Source organism: Streptomyces himalayensis subsp. himalayensis (assembly GCF_013778455.1).
Lineage (GTDB): Bacteria > Actinomycetota > Actinomycetes > Streptomycetales > Streptomycetaceae > Streptomyces > Streptomyces himalayensis.
Map to the genome: position 1 here is coordinate 267,196 of NZ_JACEHE010000008.1, position 16,910 is coordinate 284,105.

A 16,910-nucleotide genomic window follows, 5' to 3' on the forward strand; every position below is an offset into this window, starting at 1 on the left:
GAAAGTAGGCCGGGCGGCCGGGACTGGGGTTACCGGTGGCTTACTTGGCGGCGCCGAGCTCGATCGGGACGCCGACGAGGGAGCCGTACTCGGTCCAGGAGCCGTCGTAGTTCTTGACGTTCTGGACGCCGAGCAGCTCGTGCAGCACGAACCAGGTCAGCGCGGAGCGCTCACCGATACGGCAGTAGGCGATGGTGTCCTTGGCCAGGTCGACGTTCTCCTCGGCGTAGAGCTCCTTGAGCTCGTCGTCCGACTTGAAGGTGCCGTCGTCGTTGGCGTTCTTGGACCACGGGATGTTGCGGGCGGACGGGATGTGGCCCGGACGCTGCGACTGCTCCTGCGGCAGGTGCGCCGGGGCGAGCAGCTTGCCGCTGAACTCGTCGGGCGACCGCACGTCGACCAGGTTCTGGTTGCCGATCGCGGCGACGGCGTCGTCACGGAAGGCGCGGATCGAGGTGTCCTGGGCCTTGGCCTTGTACTCGGTCTTGGCGCGGGTGGGGACCTCGGCCACCAGGTCGCGGGAGTCGAGCTCCCACTTCTTGCGGCCGCCGTCGAGGAGCTTGACGCTCTCGTGGCCGTACAGCTTGAAGTACCAGTAGGCGTAGGAGGCGAACCAGTTGTTGTTGCCGCCGTAGAGGATCACGGTGTCGTCGTTGGCGATACCGCGCTCGGAGAGCAGCTTCTCGAAGCCGGCCTGGTCGACGAAGTCACGGCGGACCGGGTCCTGCAGGTCCTTCTTCCAGTCGATCCGGATGGCGTTCTTGATGTGGTTCTTCTCGTACGCGGACGTGTCCTCGTCGACCTCGACGATGACGACCTTCGGGTCGTCCAGGTGCTCCTGGACCCAGTCGGCGTCGACCAGGACGTCGCTGCGGCTCATGCTTCTTCTCCTCCGGGGCAGTTGCGGCGGGATGTGCGTCGGGTGGGCGTAAGGCGCGGCCGGCGGGCCCACGAACGGGCAGCGCACAGCGGCGGCGCGGATACGCGAAGGCTTCAAGGGGCCTCGGGATACGGGAGTCGAAAGCTCCCGCTCAGAAGCTGCGACAGAGCATGGCGGCGACGCGGCACAGGTCTACTGCCCGCCGCTTCGTAAGATCCGCCTGTTGCTTCATGGGTCCGATCGTAGGGAGGGTCGGGCGGACATGTCACCGGTGTGTCGGATATTGAGACGCGATCGTCCGCATGCTGGAAACATGGACGCGCGGCATGCACTGCGGTGCGGCGGCGGCACCCGCGCCCGGGGCACCGCATCTGCTGTTCGGACGGCTCCATCTCGCTCTTCGGACAAGCGACGTGTCGTACGGGACGCCCGTCCGCCGACGACACGACCGGCTCGCCGTCCTCCACCGACGGCTCACACGCCGCCCGGCCTACTCGCTACCCGGCGAGCTTCACGTCCGAACCCGTGACGGAGATCTCCACGCCGCCCTCGGCCGCCTGCACCTTGTCCAGCTTGATCCCGGCGGGCAGCCCGTCGATCGTCTGCGTGAAGTCGGCGATCTGCCGGACGCTCTCCTCGGCGACGGAGAACGGCAGATCCGGCAGCACGTCGGCGTCCACGCTCACGGTGTCGCCGTCGACCTTGACCGAGCTGAGCACCGACAGGCGTTCCGAGACGTCGTTGCCGAGCAGACTGCCCGTGAGCTCGATGCCGACCTTGATCTTGCCGTTGCCGCCGTCGGAGAGGCCGGTCACCTTGGCGGTGAGGCCCGGGATCACCTGGACGGGCTCGACCTGAGCGGCCTTGAGCAGCTCGTCGTAGGAGATGAGGGCGGTGCCGGAGGCCGAGTCGGCGGTCGCGGAACTGTAGTCGCCGGAGAAGACGACACCGCGCAGACGGGCGTTCAGCTCGGCGATACGGATGCTGTCCGCGCCGCTGTCGCCGCCGTTCCCGCCGCTGCCGGTGGAGGCCTCGAAGTCCTTGATCCCGATCTCCACGTCGTCGAATTCGCCGCTCGTGAGCTGAGTGAGGAAGGGGAAGCCGTTGATCGACACGTCGGGGGTGCTGTCCAGGCCCTCGCTGGTGCGCAGCCGGTTCGCCGCCTCGTCCTCGGCGAAGCCGACCGCGACCCGGTCGGCGATCACGAACAGACCGCCGAGGATGACGGCGAGGATGACAAGTACTCGCAGTGCGCGCATGGCTCGGTGTTCCCTCTGCCTCGGCGACAGCAGACCACAGCCCGGTCATCGGCCGTGTCCCACCACCGGGGAGTGCCCGGTCCCGCCGAGCCTAACGCGGATGAGCCCCCGGTCCGGGGGCTCACAGGGAGTTGTCGATCATCTGTGACGACGCAGCGCAGAGTCCCGGGGAGGAGCCCGGCAGGGATCAGAGAAGTCCCCGGCCCAGCAGATACACGGCTGGAGCGGCCGCAGCCAGCGGAAGGGCGACCCCGGCGGTCATGTGCACGAACCGCGACGGGTAGTCGTAGCTCGCCACCCGGTGCCCGACCAGCGCACACACCCCCGCACCGAGCCCCAGCAGCGCCCACTGCAGCCCGCTGGTACCGCCGGACAGCGGCGCGATCTCGCCCACGGCGAATCCGGCCCCGGCGGCGGCCGGCAATGCCAGTACGACGGAGACCACGGCGGGCAGCGAGAGCGCCCGCACGAGAGCGCTCACGAGCACGGCGACGGCCACCGCGACGCCGCCCACCGTGACGGCGTCCGGGTCGGCAGCGAGATGTCCGGCCGCGATGATCGCGAGCGCCGCCGAGGCGACGGTCGCCATCAGCCCGTACATCCGCTCGTCCGGCGAGGCATGACTGCGCAGCTGCAGGACGAGGGCGAGCAGCACCCACACGCCGAGCGTGCCCAGGATCGCGGCCGGTGCGTTGCCACGCCCGGCGACCAGCAGGGCCGTGTCGGCGACGAGGGCGCCCGCGAAGGCGAGCGCGATGCCCTGCCGGGCGGGCCACATGCCGTTCAGCCGGAACCACCCGGCGGCGGTCACGGCCTGCAGCACGACGAGCGGTACGAGCAGCGCGTACTGCCCGACGGCCGCCGCCCCGGAGAGCAGCAGCCCGAGCACCGCGGTGAGCGCGGCGGGCTGCAGCCCGGGCTCGATGACGGGCGAACGCCCTTCGGCACGGGCGCGCTGGGCGGCGGTGAGTGTGGGGGCGGGGTCGTCCTGCCCGCTTTGGGCAGTCGTTCCTCCCCCAGTGCCTTGAGGGCCTGGGAGGTGCCCCCAGGGCCGGAACGGGTGGGCAAAGCCCCCCTCTTCGGGCGCCCCGGCGTGAGACGGCGCCCCCGCAGAGCGGGCGCCATACGGCACCGAAGCCGCCGGCACCTCCGGCGGCAACGGCTGCGAAGCCGCCCCGTACGCCTGCGGCGGCAGATACGGCTCGTACGTCTCGTACGTCTCGTACGGCTGGTTGCTCATACTGCGGGTGTCACCCTCCTGCGAACGGCGGGAGCACCTCGACCGTGCCGCCCTCGGCCAGCCGTACCGTCTCATGCCCGCGGGTCCCCACGGGGTCGCCGTCGACGAGGAACGAGCACCGCTGCAGCACGCGGACGAGCTCGCCGGGGTGCCGCAGCCGTGCGGCGTCGAGCGCCTCGGCGAGGGTCTCGGCCTCGTACGGCTCCTCGGCGGTACCGGCCGCGGACTTGGCGGCGGCCCAGTAACGGATGGTCCCCGCTGCCATGTGCGGCTCCTCTCGTCGGTCTCGTCGGCTCGTCACGCTCGTCGATCCCGGCGGTCCCGGCGGTCTCGGCGATCGTCTGCGTCCATGATGGCGCGTCCCGGAACGGCATCGTACGCAAGGGCGGGCCGCCGGGAAGGTCATCGGATCCACAGGTCGGTCACAAGGGACGGAGCCGTCACGCCTCGGCAGTCGCGGGGACGGAGGCGTCACCCTCGGCAGTCGCGGGGAGGGAGGCGTCACCCTCTTCGCACCCCAGCGCGGCCGTCGCCCACTCCCCGATCCGCGCCAGCAGCGCTTCGTCCGCGGCGTGCTCCGCATGGCCCATGCCCGGCTCCACCCACAGCTCCGCCGCACCGCCGGCCGCCTCCGCGAGGGAACGCGGATGGTCCAGCGGGAAGTACCCGTCGCGGTCACCGTGGACGATCAGCAGCGGCGCGGGAGCGATCAGCGGGACCGCCTCGACCGGAGAGAGCGGGATCGGATTCCAGTCCCGGTGATGGATGCGCGTACGCAGACCCAACCGGCCGACGGCACGCCCCATGGGCCGGGTGACCAGCCAGTGCAGCCTCCGCATGGGGGCGGTGCCCCGGTAGTACCAGCGGGCCGGAGCGCTCACGGCGACCACGGCGTCCGTACGAGCGTCAGCATCCGTACGACCGTCGCCACCCGCACCGGCACCCGCCCCGTCGCCGTACAGCGCCGCATGCCGCAGCACCACCGAGCCGCCCATGGAGAAGCCCACCGTCGCGACGCGCGTGTGCCCCAGCCCGCGGGCCCACCGCACCGCGGCCGCCAGGTCGAGCACCTCGCGGTCGCCGACCGTGGAGCGTCCGCCGGACGCCCCGTGGCCGCGGAAGGAGAACGTGACGACGGGCGCGTGCCGGCCGAGGACGCCCGCCACCCGGCGCACATGGGGCCGCTCCAGATCACCGGTGAAACCGTGCGCGATCACGATCGCGGGTTCCTGGAACGAGCCGGACCCCGGCTCGTAAAGAGCGTCGATGACCACCCCGTCCTCCGTATGGAGCAGTCTTCGCTGCGTCCCTCCCGTGAGCGGGTGCACAGAAGATCGTGTGACTTGACCTGCCGTAACGGAACGCATGTGGGCTATTCTGCTGGACAGAGGATCCGGGCAGCGACGCCCCCGGGTCCTTTTGCGCTTTCAGACACGTTGTATACGAAGCCGTATACGACCTGGCCACGACTCCGTGGCGACATGAAGGAGCAGCGGTTTCCCAGGGACGCGGGGACCCGCACAGTACGAAGCAGTGCCGCGCGTAATACGTCCTCGCAGGGACCGAGGAGGGAACCGACGTAATGGGCGAGCTGACCGTGCACGACGTAATGACGACCCAGGCAGGTGGGGCGCGATGAGTTCTCTTCTGCTCCTGACGAACGCCCTCCAGCCGTCGACGGAGGTGCTCCCCGCCCTCGGCCTGCTTCTGCACAACGTGCGGGTGGCCCCGGCGGAAGGACCCGCTCTCGTCGACACCCCCGGTGCCGACGTGATCCTCATCGACGGCCGCCGCGACCTGCCACAGGTCCGGAGCCTGTGCCAGCTGCTGCGCTCCACCGGGCCCGGCTGTCCGCTGATCCTCGTCGTGACGGAAGGCGGCCTCGCGGCGGTCACCGCCGACTGGGGCATCGACGACGTGCTGCTCGACACCGCGGGTCCGGCCGAGGTCGAGGCGCGGCTGCGGCTCGCCATGGGCCGCCAGCAGATCACCGCGGACGACAGCCCGATGGAGATCCGCAACGGCGACCTCTCCGTGGACGAGGCGACGTACAGCGCGAAGCTGAAGGGCCGGGTCCTGGACCTGACCTTCAAGGAGTTCGAGCTGCTGAAGTACCTGGCCCAGCACCCGGGCCGCGTCTTCACGCGCGCGCAGCTCCTGCAGGAGGTCTGGGGCTACGACTACTTCGGCGGTACGCGCACGGTGGACGTGCACGTGCGGCGGCTGCGGGCCAAGCTCGGCCCGGAGCACGAGTCGCTGATCGGAACCGTCCGGAACGTCGGTTACCGGTTCGTCACTCCGGAGAAGGTCGAGCGCAGCGCCGACGGTGCCGCGGCACGGGCTGCGACGCCCCCGGCGGAGGACGAGGCGGCCGACCCGGCGCCCGTTCTGGAAGCCGATCCGGAGGAAGCAGCCGTACGCCCTGCCCAGAGGTAGGTCCATCCGCGTAGACTCCGCGCGTGGCCAAGGTAACCAGGGATGATGTGGCACGGCTGGCGGGTACGTCGACGGCCGTCGTGAGCTATGTCATCAACAACGGACCCCGGCCGGTCGCCCCGGCCACGCGCGAGCGCGTTCTCGCCGCGATCAAGGAGCTGGGCTACCGCCCCGACCGGGTAGCCCAGGCCATGGCCTCGCGGCGCACCGACCTCATAGGCATGATCGTGCCGGACGCGCGCCAGCCCTTCTTCGGGGAGATGGCGCACGCGGTCGAACAGGCCGCGGCAGAGCGCGGAAAGATGGTTCTCGTCGGCAACTCCGACTACGTACCGGAGCGCGAGGTCCACTATCTGCGTGCCTTCCTCGGCATGCGGGTCTCCGGGCTGATCCTGGTCAGCCACGCGCTGAACGACCTCGCGGCCGCGGAGATCGAGGCATGGGACGCCCGGGTCGTACTGCTGCATGAGCGGCCCGAGGCGATCGACGACGTCGCGGTCGTCACGGACGACGTGGGCGGCGCGCAGCTGGCCACGCGCCACCTGCTGGAGCACGGCTACGAGTACGTCGCATGTCTGGGCGGTACGGCGGAGACGCCTGCGGTCGGCGACCCGGTCTCCGACCACGTCGAGGGGTGGCGGCGTGCGATGCAGGAGGCAGGCCGGTCGACGGAGGGGCGCCTGTTCGAAGCGCCGTACAACCGCTATGACGCCTATCGGATAGCGCTGAACCTGCTGGCCGGCCCCGACCGGCCACCTGCCATCTTCTGCTCCACGGACGACCAGGCGATCGGCGTGCTGCGCGCGGCGCGGGAGCTGCGGATCGATGTCCCACAGGAGCTGGCCGTGGCCGGCTTCGACGACGTCAAGGAAGCGGGACTGACGGATCCGCCGCTCACCACGGTCGCGTCGGACCGGCCGGCGATGGCCCGGGCCGCGGTCGACCTCGTCCTGGACGACAGCCTCCGCGTGGCCGGGTCACGGCGGGAGCGGCTGAAGCTGTTCCCTTCGCGGTTGGTGGTACGGCGCTCTTGTGGGTGCGCCTGATCGGTGGGAGGCGCCTGATCGGTGGGGGTGCCTGATCGGTGGGGCGCCTGATCGGTGGGTTGCCTGGCCGTTCTGGTCGTCGACGGCTGCGGTGCGCCGCCGAATCACCGGCCCGTCGGCAGGGCCTCGGCCGGGGCCGGCGGGGGTGGGGTCGGGGCCCCAGGTAGCCGTAGCCTCGCCACCGTTCCGCCGCCCTCGGCGGGACTGAGTGTCACCTCGCCGCCGGACTGCTGCACCGTACGGGCCACGATCGACAGGCCGAGGCCGGAGCCTGGCAGGGCACGGGCGGACGGGGAGCGCCAGAAGCGGTCGAAGACGTGCGGCAGCTCGTCGGCGGGGATGCCGGGGCCGTGGTCGCGCACCGTCAGTGCGCCGGCGTCGAGTACGACGTCGATGGTGGCGCCGTTCGGGCTGAATTTCACCGCGTTGTCGAGGATGTTCACGATGGCCCGCTCCAGGGCCGCCGGCTCGGAGCGTACGTACCACGGCTTGAGTTCCGCCGTGATCGTCAGCTCCGGGCCGCGCAGGCGAGCGCGGCGCAGGGCCTCCTCGGCGATGTCGTGCAGTGCGACGACCTCGGCCTTGTCCCCCTGCTGGCCCGCGTCCGAACGTGACAGCTCCTGCAGGTCGCCGATCAGCGCGGCCAGCTCCGCCATCTGCGCCTTCACGGACGCGAGCAGCGCCTTGCGGTGCTCCGGAGGGATGGCCCGTCCGGTCTCCTCGCTACGGACGAGCAGCTCGATGTTGGTGCGGAGAGAGGTCAGGGGGGTACGGAGCTCGTGACCCGCGTCCGCGATCAGCTGTTGCTGCAGGTCCCGTGAGGACGCCAGCGCGGACGTCATCGAGTTGAAGGAGCGGGACAGGCGCGCGATCTCGTCCCCGTCGTCGCCCTCGACCGGGATGCGGATCGAGAGATCCTCGGTACGGGCCACGTGTTCGACGGCGCTGGTGAGTTCGTCGACCGGTCGGAGGCCGGCCCGTGCCACCGCCAGTCCCGCGGCGCCGGCACCGAGGACGCCGATGCCGGAGACCAGGAGGAGGATGAGGGCGAGGTCGTTGAGGGTCTTCTCGGTATCCTTGAGGGGGAAGGCGACCAGGAGGGCGTGGTCCTCGACGAGCCCCTGGCCGGTGCGGGTTTCGGCGATCAAGGGCATGGTCAGCACTCGCACGGGGGCGCCGTCGCTGTCGACACCGTTGCGGCGCACACCCATGCCACGAGTCGTGCCCTTCGCCACGTCCTTGTCGGCGTCGATGACCTTCACCGTGCCGGCGGAGAACGAGAAGACGCACAGGGTGCCGTCGGACTTGACCACCTGCATGTAGTAGGTGCTGGGCTGAGGGCCGAGATCGCTCTGATCGGACGTGTCCTGGGCGCAGTCGGCCAGGACGCGGGTGATGGTGGTGGCCCCGACCGGGGAGTTCGCCGCCCGCAGATCGTCGTCGACCGCGCCGTACAGCTTCCCGTGCACGATGAACCAGCAGGTCATCGATACTGCGGCCACCGCGAAGGCGACCGCAGCGGCGACCAGCAGCGCCAGCCGCGAGCGCAGTGGCAGGGAACGGTACCGCTTGATCACTCGGTTCACTCGGCGCCGCCCGACCGCAGGACGTACCCGACACCCCGCACCGTGTGCACGAGGCGCGGCTCGCCGCCGGCCTCGGTCTTGCGGCGGAGGTACATGACGTAGACGTCGAGCGAGTTCGAGGAGGGCTCGAAGTCGAAGCCCCAGACCGCCTTGAGGATCTGCTCGCGGGTGAGGACCTGGCGCGGGTGCGCGAGGAACATCTCGAGGAGCGTGAACTCGGTGCGGGTCAGCTCGACGGGCCGCCCGCCGCGGGTCACCTCGCGCGTGGCGAGGTCCATCCGTAGGTCGGCGAAGGTGAGCGCGTCGTCCTCCTGGGCTCCGACCGCCGTGGCCGCGTACGAGCTGCGGCGCAGCAGGGCCCGGATACGGGCGAACAGCTCGTCCAGTTCGAACGGCTTGACCAGGTAGTCGTCGGCGCCCGCGTCAAGCCCGGTGACGCGGTCGCCGACCGTGTCGCGGGCGGTCAGCATCAGGATGGGCGTCGTCGAGCCCGCGCCGCGGATCCGGCGGGCCGCGGTGAGCCCGTCCATGCGCGGCATCTGGATGTCGAGGACGACGAGGTCGGGCCCGTATGCGGTGGCCTTCTCCAGGGCGTCCGCGCCGTCGACGGCGACCTCGGTGTCGTATCCCTCGAAGACGAGGCTCCGCTGGAGGGCCTCCCGCACGGCGGGCTCGTCGTCGACGATCAGAATGCGCTGCGGTTCGCCTTCGGCGGGGCTCATGCGGGTTTCTTCCTCGGGGTCCGGTTCGTCTTGGGGACAGATAACAGCGTCGCACGGCGTCCGGGCGTGTACGCCCATGCCGGGGCGCGGGCCGCCATCTTGGCTGCGCCCGCGCCGTACGAGGAGCTAGGTCATGGTCACGCGCACCCGCCGTCGTGTGGTGTGCCCAGCCTGTGGGTCAGCACATCGCCGCGGTGAGCCGCTTCAGCGGCACCTTGCGGCGGTGGGGGCGCGCGGAGCTGATGCGGAGGCCCATCAGGTGGGGCTGCGGGACCGCTACCGCCACCGCCGGCGCCGGCGTCTGCGGAGCGTCGAATTCGGACGCCACGGCCAGGGCCAGGGGGACCCCGGGGGCGGGGACGGTCATCTCGTTGGCCTGCTTGATCATGTCGTGCTCCTTACCGGTGGTGGTGCACGCTCAGCTCTCGGAGCCGGAGCGCAGCTTCTCCAGGTCGGACTTGACGGTGTTGATCGGGATGGCGAAGCCCAGGCCCACGCTGCCCGCGCTGGACGAGCTGCTCGACGAGGTCGGCGAGTACATGGCGGAGTTGATGCCGATGATGTTGCCGTTCATGTCGATCAGCGCGCCGCCCGAGTTGCCGGGGTTGAGCGAGGCGTCGGTCTGCAGGGCCTTGTAGGTGGTCGTGGAAGAGCCGGTGTCGCCGTTGAACTCCTGGCCGCCGAACTCGAAGGGCCAGCCACCGCCACCGCCGGGCAGTTGCTGCTGGCCCTGGCTCTCGTCCGTGGAGACGGTGACGTCCCGGTCGAGCGCCGAGATGATGCCGCTGGTCACGGTGCCCGTCAGGCCCTCGGGGGAGCCGATCGCGACGACCTCGTCGCCGACCTTGACGTCGGTGGAGTCGCCGAGCGACGCGGTCTTCAGGCCGGAGGCGTCCTCGAGCTTGATGAGGGCGAGGTCCTTCGAACTGTCGGTGCCGAGGACGTTCGCGGTGTACGTCTTGCCGTTGCTGGTCGTGACCTTGATCGACGAGGCGCCGGAGACGACGTGGTTGTTGGTGATGATCTCGCCGTCGCTCGTGATGACCACGCCGGAGCCGGTGGACTGCCCGGCGTTCGAGGTGGCGCTGATCTCGACGATGCTCGGGCTGACCGCCTCGGCGACACCGGCTACGGTGCCCTTCTTGCTGGCGGGCACCACGCTCGTACCGGAACTGGCGGTCGTGACGTCCTTGCCGGTCAGCTCCTGGAAGGCGTACGCGGTGGCGCCGCCCACGGCCGCGGCCGCTATCGCGACGGCGGCGAGCAGGGCCGTCGGGCCCTTGGCGCGGCGCCGGGGTGCGGGGGCGGGCTCTGCAGGGGCGGCGTAGGCGTAACCGCCGCCGGTACCGTTGCCGTCATGACCGCCATGGCCGTCCTGTCCGGAGCCCGGCCACACCGTGGTGCCCGGCGCGACGGCGACCGGCTGCGCCGGGTCGTACGCCGGCGGGGGCGGCCACTCGGCCCCCGCGGGGGCGGCCTGGTATGCGGACTGCTGACTGTCACCCTGGGACTCGCCGTCGCGGCGGATGCTCTCGGTCATGCTCAGAGTGTTTCCGCGCTCCATGAGAGCTCCCTGAGTGCTCCCTGAAAAGCCCGACAGAAGTGCGTATGCCCGATATAAGGGCGAGTGGCGCCGAGAACTCGCTGCTTCTACGCGCTTGCTTTCGCGCTCGCTTTGGCGCTCGCTTTGGCGCTCGCTTTGGCGCTTGCTTCTTCGCGCTGCGCAGCCGGGCATACGCCCAGCCCCGTGCAAGCAGCTCCCCCTGCGTGCCGCACTCCACGTGCCTCCCGCCGTCGACGACGAGGATGCGGTCCGCGTCCGGTGCCGGCGCCAGATCGTGGGTCATCATGATGGTCGTACGGCCCGCCATCAGCCGGCGCAGCGGCTGCACCACGCGGCGGGCGGCGAGCGCGTCGAGACCGGCCGTGGGCTCGTCGAGTACGAGTACGAGGACGGGGGCGCCGCGCAGCATGGATGACCGCGGCGGGGCGGCCGACGGGACCCACCGGGTCCACGCCGACCGCCCCGCCGCGGTCATCACTACGTCAACTCAGGCCTCAGCGGCTCACTTGACGACCGTGATCCGGTCCGCCGCCGGCACCGGATACGGCGTACCGGCCGAGGAGTTCGCCGTCAGATACGACTCGAAGGCCGCCAGGTCGTCGCCGCCGACGAGCACGTTCGTGCCCTTGCCGAGCTCGGCGAAGCCGTCGCCGCCGCCCGCGAGGAAGGAGTTCATCGCGACGCGGTAGGTGGCGGCCGGGTCGATCGCCGCGCCGTTCAGCTTCACCGAGTCGGTCACGACCCGGGCAGCGCCCGTCTTGGTCAGATCGAGTGTGTAGGTGAGGCCCGAGGAGACCTGGAGGATCTTCGGCGCGGCCTCGTTGCTGCCGCTGACCTGCTGCTGAAGTGCGGTGATCAGCTGGGCGCCGGTGAGGTCCACCAGGTTGACCGTGTTGGAGAACGGCTGGACCGTGTACGCCTCGCCGTACGTCACCACGCCGTCGCCCTCGCTGCCGCTCGCCGCGTACGTGAGCGGGGCGCGGATGCCGCCGGGGTTCATCAGCGCCAAGTCGGCCTCGGCATCGAGCGACTTGGCGTGGGCGAGCTGGGCGTCGGCGATCAGGTCTCCGAGCGGGGACTCGGTGCCGCTGTTGGTGATCTCGCCCGCGATATAGCCGATGGGCCGGCTCGCGATGGGCGCGGAGAGCGTCTTCCAGCGGTTGATCAGGTCCGTCATGTCCGCGGCCTTGGCGACGTCACGGGTCACGACGTGGTTCGCGGACTTCACGGCCGTACGCGCGATGTCGCCGGTCCAGCGGTCGTACGTCAGCGTGGTGTCCGTGTAGAGCCGGCCGAAGGACGCGGCCGAGGTCACCGTGCGGGGGTTGCCCGCCGGGTCGTCGATGGTGCACGCGTACGCCTGGTGGGTGTGGCCGGTGACCAGCGCGTCCACCTGCGGCGTGATCTTCTTGGCGATGTCGACGATCGGGCCGGAGATGCCGTCGCCCGGTCCCGGGCTGTCGCAGTCGTAGTTGTACGCCGCCGAGGCGGGCGCGCCGCCCTCGTGGATCAGCGCGACGATCGACTTCACGCCCTGCTTCTGCAGCACCTTGGCGTACTTGTTGATCGTCTCGACCTCGTCACCGAACTTCAGGCCCTTGACGCCCTCGGCGGAGACGATGTCCGGGGTGCCCTCCAGGGTCACACCGATGAAACCGACCTTGACGCCGTTCTTCTTCCAGACCCAGTAGGGCTTGAGGATCGGCTTCCCGGTCTTCTCGTCCGTCACGTTCGCAGCGAGAAAGGGGAAGTTGGCGCCGCCGAACTCCTCGCTGTCGTCGTAGCAGCCGTCCTCCGGGTGGCAGCCGCCGTTCTGCAGGCGGGCCAGCTCCTTGGCGCCCTCGTCGAACTCGTGGTTGCCGACCGAGGTGACGTCGAGGTCGAGGCCGTTGAGCGCCTCGATGGTCGGCTCGTCGTGGAACAGTCCGGAGATCAGCGGAGAGGCGCCGACCATGTCACCGGCGGCGGCCGTGATCGAGTACGTGCTGCCCTTGCGGGCCTCGCGCAGGTGGGTGGCCAGATACTCGACGCCGCCCGCGTTGATGGTCTCGGTGGTGCCGTCCTCGCGCACGTGCGTGACGCGGCCGGAGGAGCCGGCCGGGGGCTCGAGGTTGCCGTGCAGGTCGTTGAAGGACAGCAGTTGCACGTCCTGGTAGCGGCCGGGAACCGGGGCGGCGCTCTGGGTCTCCCCCGCCGTCGCGGGAATCGCGGCGATCAGCGCCCCGGTGGTCGACAGCACCGCCGCGCCGATCAGTACCCGGCGGGTGGCCCTCTTCTTCTGGGGTCTAGCGGACATGTGTCCCCTTGTTGGCTCAGTTGGCTCAGCGTGAAGGGTGTGACGAGTGTGAGCGGCAGCTTAGAGTCAACGCGCGTAGCACAACAGGGGGTTGCCGGTTACGGACTGGTTGCCGAAAGGGACGCCCTGCACGGCTACCCGGCACCCGCCACGAGCGGGACATCCCGCCGGGAACCGTTTGCCGGCCGTCAGGACCGCCGTACTCTCGTATCCATGACCAGCGACGACGCCCTTCCGCCCGCCTTCCTCCGCCGCATCGAGACGCACAGCGCTCTCACGCCCGACCAGGCAGAAGCCGTGCTCGAGCTGATCGCGGAGGCCGCCCGCATCGACGGGCAGCCGGCGGTGTCCGAGCAGGGCCGCCTCCAACTCCGCGGTGGTCCCCGCGAGGGCGTACGGCATCTCCTGCTGTTCCTCGAGGACGACCTCGTCGGATACGCCCAGCTCGAGGACACCGACCCCGTCGAGGCGCCGGCCGCCGAGCTGGTGGTCCATCCGGCCCACCGCGGCCACGGGCACGGCCGCGCCCTGGGCACCGCGCTGCTCGCCGAGTCCGGCAAGCGGCTGCGTATCTGGGCGCACGGTGGACACTCCGCCGCCCGTCACCTCTCGCAGGTCCTCGGCCTCACCCTCTTCCGCGAACTGCGCCAGATGCGGCGGCCGTTGGCGGACCTCCGCCTTCCGGAGCCGGTGCTCCCGGAGGGCGTCCGGGTGCGTACGTTCGTACCGGGCGAGGACGACCCCGCCTGGCTCGCCGTGAACGCCGCCGCCTTCGCCCACCACCCCGAGCAGGGCTCTTTGACCCAGCGCGACCTGGACGACCGCAAGGCCGAACCGTGGTTCGACCCCGAGGGCTTCTTCCTCGCGGAGCGGGAGGACGGCGAACTGGTCGGCTTCCACTGGACGAAGGTCCACGCGGAGGAGCAGCTCGGCGAGGTGTACGTGCTCGGCGTCGCACCCGAAGCCCAGGGCACCGGCCTGGGCAGGGCCCTGACCACCATCGGGCTGAACCACCTCGCGGCGTCCGGGCTGCCGACCGCGATGCTCTACGTCGACGCGGACAACAAGGCTGCGCTGCGGGTGTACGAGCGGCTGGGGTTCGTGACGCACGAGACGGATCTGATGTACCGCACGGAGCTGTAACGGGCGGGCAGCGGAGCGCCCTGACGGGGCATCACCCGCTGCCCCTCACATCACGCCCCTCCCTGAGGCCACACCTGGATCTTGACGCCACGGCCTCCGTACGCCACCCTTTCACTACTCAATTAGTGAAAGGGTGGTTGTACGAGTGGTCGAGTACCGCATCGACCGGCGCAGTGGCGTCGCCACCTATCTGCAGATCGTCCAGCAGACGAAACAGGCCCTGAGGCTGGGCCTGTTGGAGCCCGGCGACCAGCTCCCCACGGCCCGCGAGGTCGTGGAGACCACGGCCATCAATCCGAACACCGTGCTGAAGGCCTACCGAGAACTGGAGCGCGAAGGTCTGGTCGAGGCCCGCCGCGGCCTCGGCACCTTCGTACGCCGCTCGCTGGGCGCGGCCGCGGCCGGCTCGCCGCTGCGGTCCGAGCTCGCCGCCTGGGCGTCCCGGGCCCGTGCGTCAGGGCTGGACCGGGACGACGTGGCGGCGCTCTTCGCCTCCGTACTGGAGGAGCAGTTCGCCGAACGGCCGGGCGCGGGCGCCGACGAGTCAGGCGCCGGACAGATCAACGAAACCGAGGGGGACAAGGCATGACGGACACCGCCATCGAGGCGGCCGCGCTGGGCAAGCGGTTCGGGGGGCCGTCGCGGAGCGGCGGCTGGGCGCTGCGCGACTGCAGCTTCCGGTTGCCGGCCGCGAGCATCTGCGCGGTCGTCGGCCCCAACGGAGCCGGCAAGTCGACGCTGCTCGCCCATGCGGCCGGGCTGCTCGAGCCCACCGAGGGCACGGTCACGGTGCTCGGCGCCCATCCGTCCGCGACCCGCGAGCGCATCGCCTACGTCGCCCAGGACAAGCCGCTGTACCCGCAGCTCACGGTCGCCGAGACGCTGCGGCTGGGGCTCGAGCTCAACCCGGGGCGCTGGGACGCGTCCCTCGCCGAACGGATCGTGACGGACGGGGACCTCGATCCGCGGGCCCGGATCCGAGCCCTCTCCGGCGGACAGCGCACCCGGGTCGCTCTCGCTCTGGCACTCGGCAAACGGCCCGAACTCCTCCTGCTCGACGAGCCGATGGCCGACCTCGACCCGCTGGCCCGCCACCAGCTGATGGGCACGCTCCTGGCGGAGGCCGCCGAGCAGGGCACGACGGTGGTGATGTCGTCGCACATCCTCGGTGAGCTCGCGCACGCCTGCGACTTCCTGCTCCTCGTCGGCGAAGGCCGCATCCGCCTCGGCGGCGCCATCGACGACCTGGTCGCCGCGCACAGGCTGGTCACCGGCCGCGGCCCGCTCACCGACGCGCTCGCCCCGCACACCGTCATCGAGTCCCGCGCCACCGGCCGCGGCCTCACCGCCCTGATCCGCCCCGCGGGCCCGGTCGCCCCCGGCTGGGAGACCGCGGAGCCATCCCTGGAGGACATCTTGCTCGCCCATCTGCGCTCACCGGACGCACCGGCCCTGCTCACGCCGAGCGCTTCCGTCCGGTCCGGCTCTTCTGACATGTCCGCGGCGGTGACCGGATGAGCGCGTCGGCAACCCTGCGGCGTACCTCGGGCGGTCGCCTGCGCGGCCCGTACTGGACGACGGTCCGCCTCCACCGCCCCATCCTCTGGACGGGACTCGCGCTGGTGATCGCGGCGGCGGCCGTGGCGGTCTTCCTGCGCGTCTCGGCGGCGGCGTTTCCCGAGAAGCAGTGGAACTGCATCGGCGCCTGCCCTGACACGTTCCTCGGATTCGCCAGCGCCAGCGTCCTCCTCGAGACTTTCGCCGATTTCTTCGCCGTAGCCCTCTTGTTCCTGCCGCTCCTCATCGGGGCGGTCGTGGCGGGACCAATGATCGCCCGTGAGCTGGAGAGCGGCACGTACCGGCTCGCCTGGACCCAGTCCGCATCCCCGGCGCGCTGGCTCGCCACGAAGCTCGCGGTGGCCGCCATCGCTGCGACGGCCCTGGTGCTCCCCCTGGTAGGGATCTTCCAGTTCCTCAGGGCACCCTTCACGGGCCCCGTCAACCGGGGCTGGGTGCAGCGGGGCGTCTTCGAGGCGTACGGCCCCGTCCTCATCGCGTACTCCCTGCTCGCCGTCGCCATTGGAGCTCTCGTCGGCTTGCTGGTGCGCCGGACACTGCCCGCCATGGCGATCGCCGGAGTCGTCTCGCTTTCCATGCCGATGGCTGTTGGCACGGTGCGCTGGGACGTGTTCCCGGTACGCACGGTCACGGGCGAGGGCTCCGGCCTCTTCGTAGGCGCCGGCCGGGCGGTCGACATCGGGCGGGACTCCTTCCTCATGCAGTCCGGCTACGTCACCGCCTCCGGAGAGCGCCTCCCGTACAACGCCTGCTGGCGGCGCACCCGCGACATGGAAACGTGCCCCGCCGACCTCAACATCACCAGCTGGTACATCGACTTCCACCCCCACTCCCACTTCTGGTGGGTCACGTTCGCCGAGACCGCGATCATGCTCGCGCTGGCCGCCGCGGCCGCCTGGGCGGCCTTCCGCCTGCTGCGCCGCAGCGCCGTCTGACGTACTGCGCCGTACCGCCCCTGACGGGGGCGTCGGCACCCGGCCCCCGGCGCCCCAAGTCGCTCGGGGGCCTCCCGCCGCTAGCCCGCACGTCATGTCGCCGTAACCGACGATTCAGACGGGCTTGCGACGCTCGGTGAATGACGCCCGAGGTGCCCGACCCGCCCCCGAGCTCCCGGAACGGGAAGCTTCGCCTCACCTCCCCGTTGGAGCCCGCACTCTCTG

General features: G+C 70.8%; 17 protein-coding genes and 1 pseudogene. 6 read left to right on the top strand and 12 right to left on the bottom strand.

What is annotated here, in order from left to right; translation table 11 throughout:
• Nucleotides 1-40: 40 nt before the first annotated feature.
• The 6 genes from H1D24_RS16205 to H1D24_RS16225 form a co-directional block, all read right to left on the bottom strand.
• Nucleotides 41-880: a sulfurtransferase gene (locus H1D24_RS16205; protein ID WP_181658250.1), complete on the bottom strand. Its 840-nt coding sequence runs from the start codon at nucleotides 878-880 to the stop codon at nucleotides 41-43.
• 151 nt (nucleotides 881-1,031) lie between these two features.
• On the bottom strand, nucleotides 1,032-1,112 hold the full coding sequence (locus H1D24_RS44045; RefSeq protein WP_374064246.1) for an Ms5788A family Cys-rich leader peptide: 81 nt from the start codon (nucleotides 1,110-1,112) through the stop codon (nucleotides 1,032-1,034).
• A gap of 265 nt (nucleotides 1,113-1,377) precedes the next feature.
• On the bottom strand, nucleotides 1,378-2,139 hold the full coding sequence (locus tag H1D24_RS16210; protein WP_181658251.1) for an LmeA family phospholipid-binding protein: 762 nt from the start codon (nucleotides 2,137-2,139) through the stop codon (nucleotides 1,378-1,380).
• A gap of 187 nt (nucleotides 2,140-2,326) precedes the next feature.
• On the bottom strand, nucleotides 2,327-3,454 hold the full coding sequence (locus H1D24_RS16215) for a hypothetical protein (RefSeq protein WP_258564099.1): 1,128 nt from the start codon (nucleotides 3,452-3,454) through the stop codon (nucleotides 2,327-2,329).
• Nucleotides 3,390-3,644, bottom strand: coding sequence for a MoaD/ThiS family protein (locus tag H1D24_RS16220; RefSeq protein WP_181658253.1), 255 nt, complete (start codon nucleotides 3,642-3,644; stop codon nucleotides 3,390-3,392). Before H1D24_RS16220 ends, H1D24_RS16215 begins: the two co-directional genes overlap by 65 nt.
• Before the next feature lie 175 nt (nucleotides 3,645-3,819).
• Nucleotides 3,820-4,746, bottom strand: coding sequence for an alpha/beta hydrolase (locus tag H1D24_RS16225; RefSeq protein ID WP_181658254.1), 927 nt, complete (start codon nucleotides 4,744-4,746; stop codon nucleotides 3,820-3,822).
• Between the two features lie 268 nt (nucleotides 4,747-5,014).
• Here H1D24_RS16225 and H1D24_RS16230 point away from each other — a divergent pair, with 268 nt between their 5' ends.
• Together H1D24_RS16230 and H1D24_RS16235 are read left to right on the top strand one after the other, a co-directional pair.
• Nucleotides 5,015-5,815 carry a winged helix-turn-helix transcriptional regulator gene (locus tag H1D24_RS16230; RefSeq protein WP_181658255.1) on the top strand — a complete coding sequence of 267 codons (801 nt, stop codon included), beginning with the start codon at nucleotides 5,015-5,017 and terminating at the stop codon, nucleotides 5,813-5,815.
• 23 nt (nucleotides 5,816-5,838) lie between these two features.
• The gene (locus H1D24_RS16235) at nucleotides 5,839-6,861 is read left to right on the top strand and encodes a LacI family DNA-binding transcriptional regulator (protein WP_181658256.1); all 1,023 of its coding nucleotides are present in this window, start codon (nucleotides 5,839-5,841) and stop codon (nucleotides 6,859-6,861) included.
• A 104-nt stretch (nucleotides 6,862-6,965) separates the two neighbouring features.
• Here the strand turns inward: H1D24_RS16235 and H1D24_RS16240 are convergent, their stop codons facing one another.
• The 6 genes and pseudogenes from H1D24_RS16240 to H1D24_RS16265 form a co-directional block, all read right to left on the bottom strand.
• Entirely contained in the window at nucleotides 6,966-8,447 is a 1,482-nt protein-coding gene (locus tag H1D24_RS16240) for a sensor histidine kinase (protein ID WP_181658257.1), read from the bottom strand.
• Entirely contained in the window at nucleotides 8,444-9,169 is a 726-nt protein-coding gene (locus H1D24_RS16245; RefSeq protein WP_181658258.1) for a response regulator transcription factor, read from the bottom strand. Before H1D24_RS16245 ends, H1D24_RS16240 begins: the two co-directional genes overlap by 4 nt.
• A 178-nt stretch (nucleotides 9,170-9,347) precedes the next feature.
• The gene (locus H1D24_RS16250) at nucleotides 9,348-9,557 is read right to left on the bottom strand and encodes a hypothetical protein (protein ID WP_181658259.1); all 210 of its coding nucleotides are present in this window, start codon (nucleotides 9,555-9,557) and stop codon (nucleotides 9,348-9,350) included.
• A 30-nt stretch (nucleotides 9,558-9,587) separates the two neighbouring features.
• Complete coding sequence (locus H1D24_RS16255) at nucleotides 9,588-10,709, bottom strand: S1C family serine protease (RefSeq protein WP_181658260.1); 1,122 nt, start codon at nucleotides 10,707-10,709, stop codon at nucleotides 9,588-9,590.
• Nucleotides 10,669-11,145: pseudogene (locus tag H1D24_RS42400) on the bottom strand (hypothetical protein); the annotation flags it as partial. The gene H1D24_RS16255 and the pseudogene H1D24_RS42400, both read right to left, overlap by 41 nt.
• A 90-nt stretch (nucleotides 11,146-11,235) precedes the next feature.
• On the bottom strand, nucleotides 11,236-13,029 hold the full coding sequence (locus H1D24_RS16265; protein WP_181658262.1) for a bifunctional metallophosphatase/5'-nucleotidase: 1,794 nt from the start codon (nucleotides 13,027-13,029) through the stop codon (nucleotides 11,236-11,238).
• 213 nt (nucleotides 13,030-13,242) lie between these two features.
• On the opposite strand from H1D24_RS16265, the gene mshD reads away from it, so the two are divergent.
• The 4 genes from mshD (at nucleotide 13,243) to H1D24_RS16285 (ending at nucleotide 16,685) form a co-directional block, all read left to right on the top strand.
• A complete protein-coding gene (gene mshD, locus H1D24_RS16270; RefSeq protein ID WP_181658263.1) occupies nucleotides 13,243-14,172 on the top strand; it encodes a mycothiol synthase in 930 nt (309 codons plus the stop codon).
• 145 nt (nucleotides 14,173-14,317) lie between these two features.
• Complete coding sequence (locus H1D24_RS16275) at nucleotides 14,318-14,761, top strand: GntR family transcriptional regulator (RefSeq protein ID WP_181658264.1); 444 nt, start codon at nucleotides 14,318-14,320, stop codon at nucleotides 14,759-14,761.
• Complete coding sequence (locus tag H1D24_RS16280; RefSeq protein ID WP_181658265.1) at nucleotides 14,758-15,690, top strand: ABC transporter ATP-binding protein; 933 nt, start codon at nucleotides 14,758-14,760, stop codon at nucleotides 15,688-15,690. The genes H1D24_RS16275 and H1D24_RS16280 overlap by 4 nt, the downstream gene beginning before the upstream one ends.
• Nucleotides 15,687-16,685 (top strand): ABC-2 membrane transporter-related protein, encoded by a 999-nt coding sequence (locus tag H1D24_RS16285; RefSeq protein ID WP_181658266.1) that lies wholly within the window; start codon nucleotides 15,687-15,689, stop codon nucleotides 16,683-16,685. The genes H1D24_RS16280 and H1D24_RS16285 overlap by 4 nt, the downstream gene beginning before the upstream one ends.
• Nucleotides 16,686-16,910 lie beyond the last annotated feature (225 nt).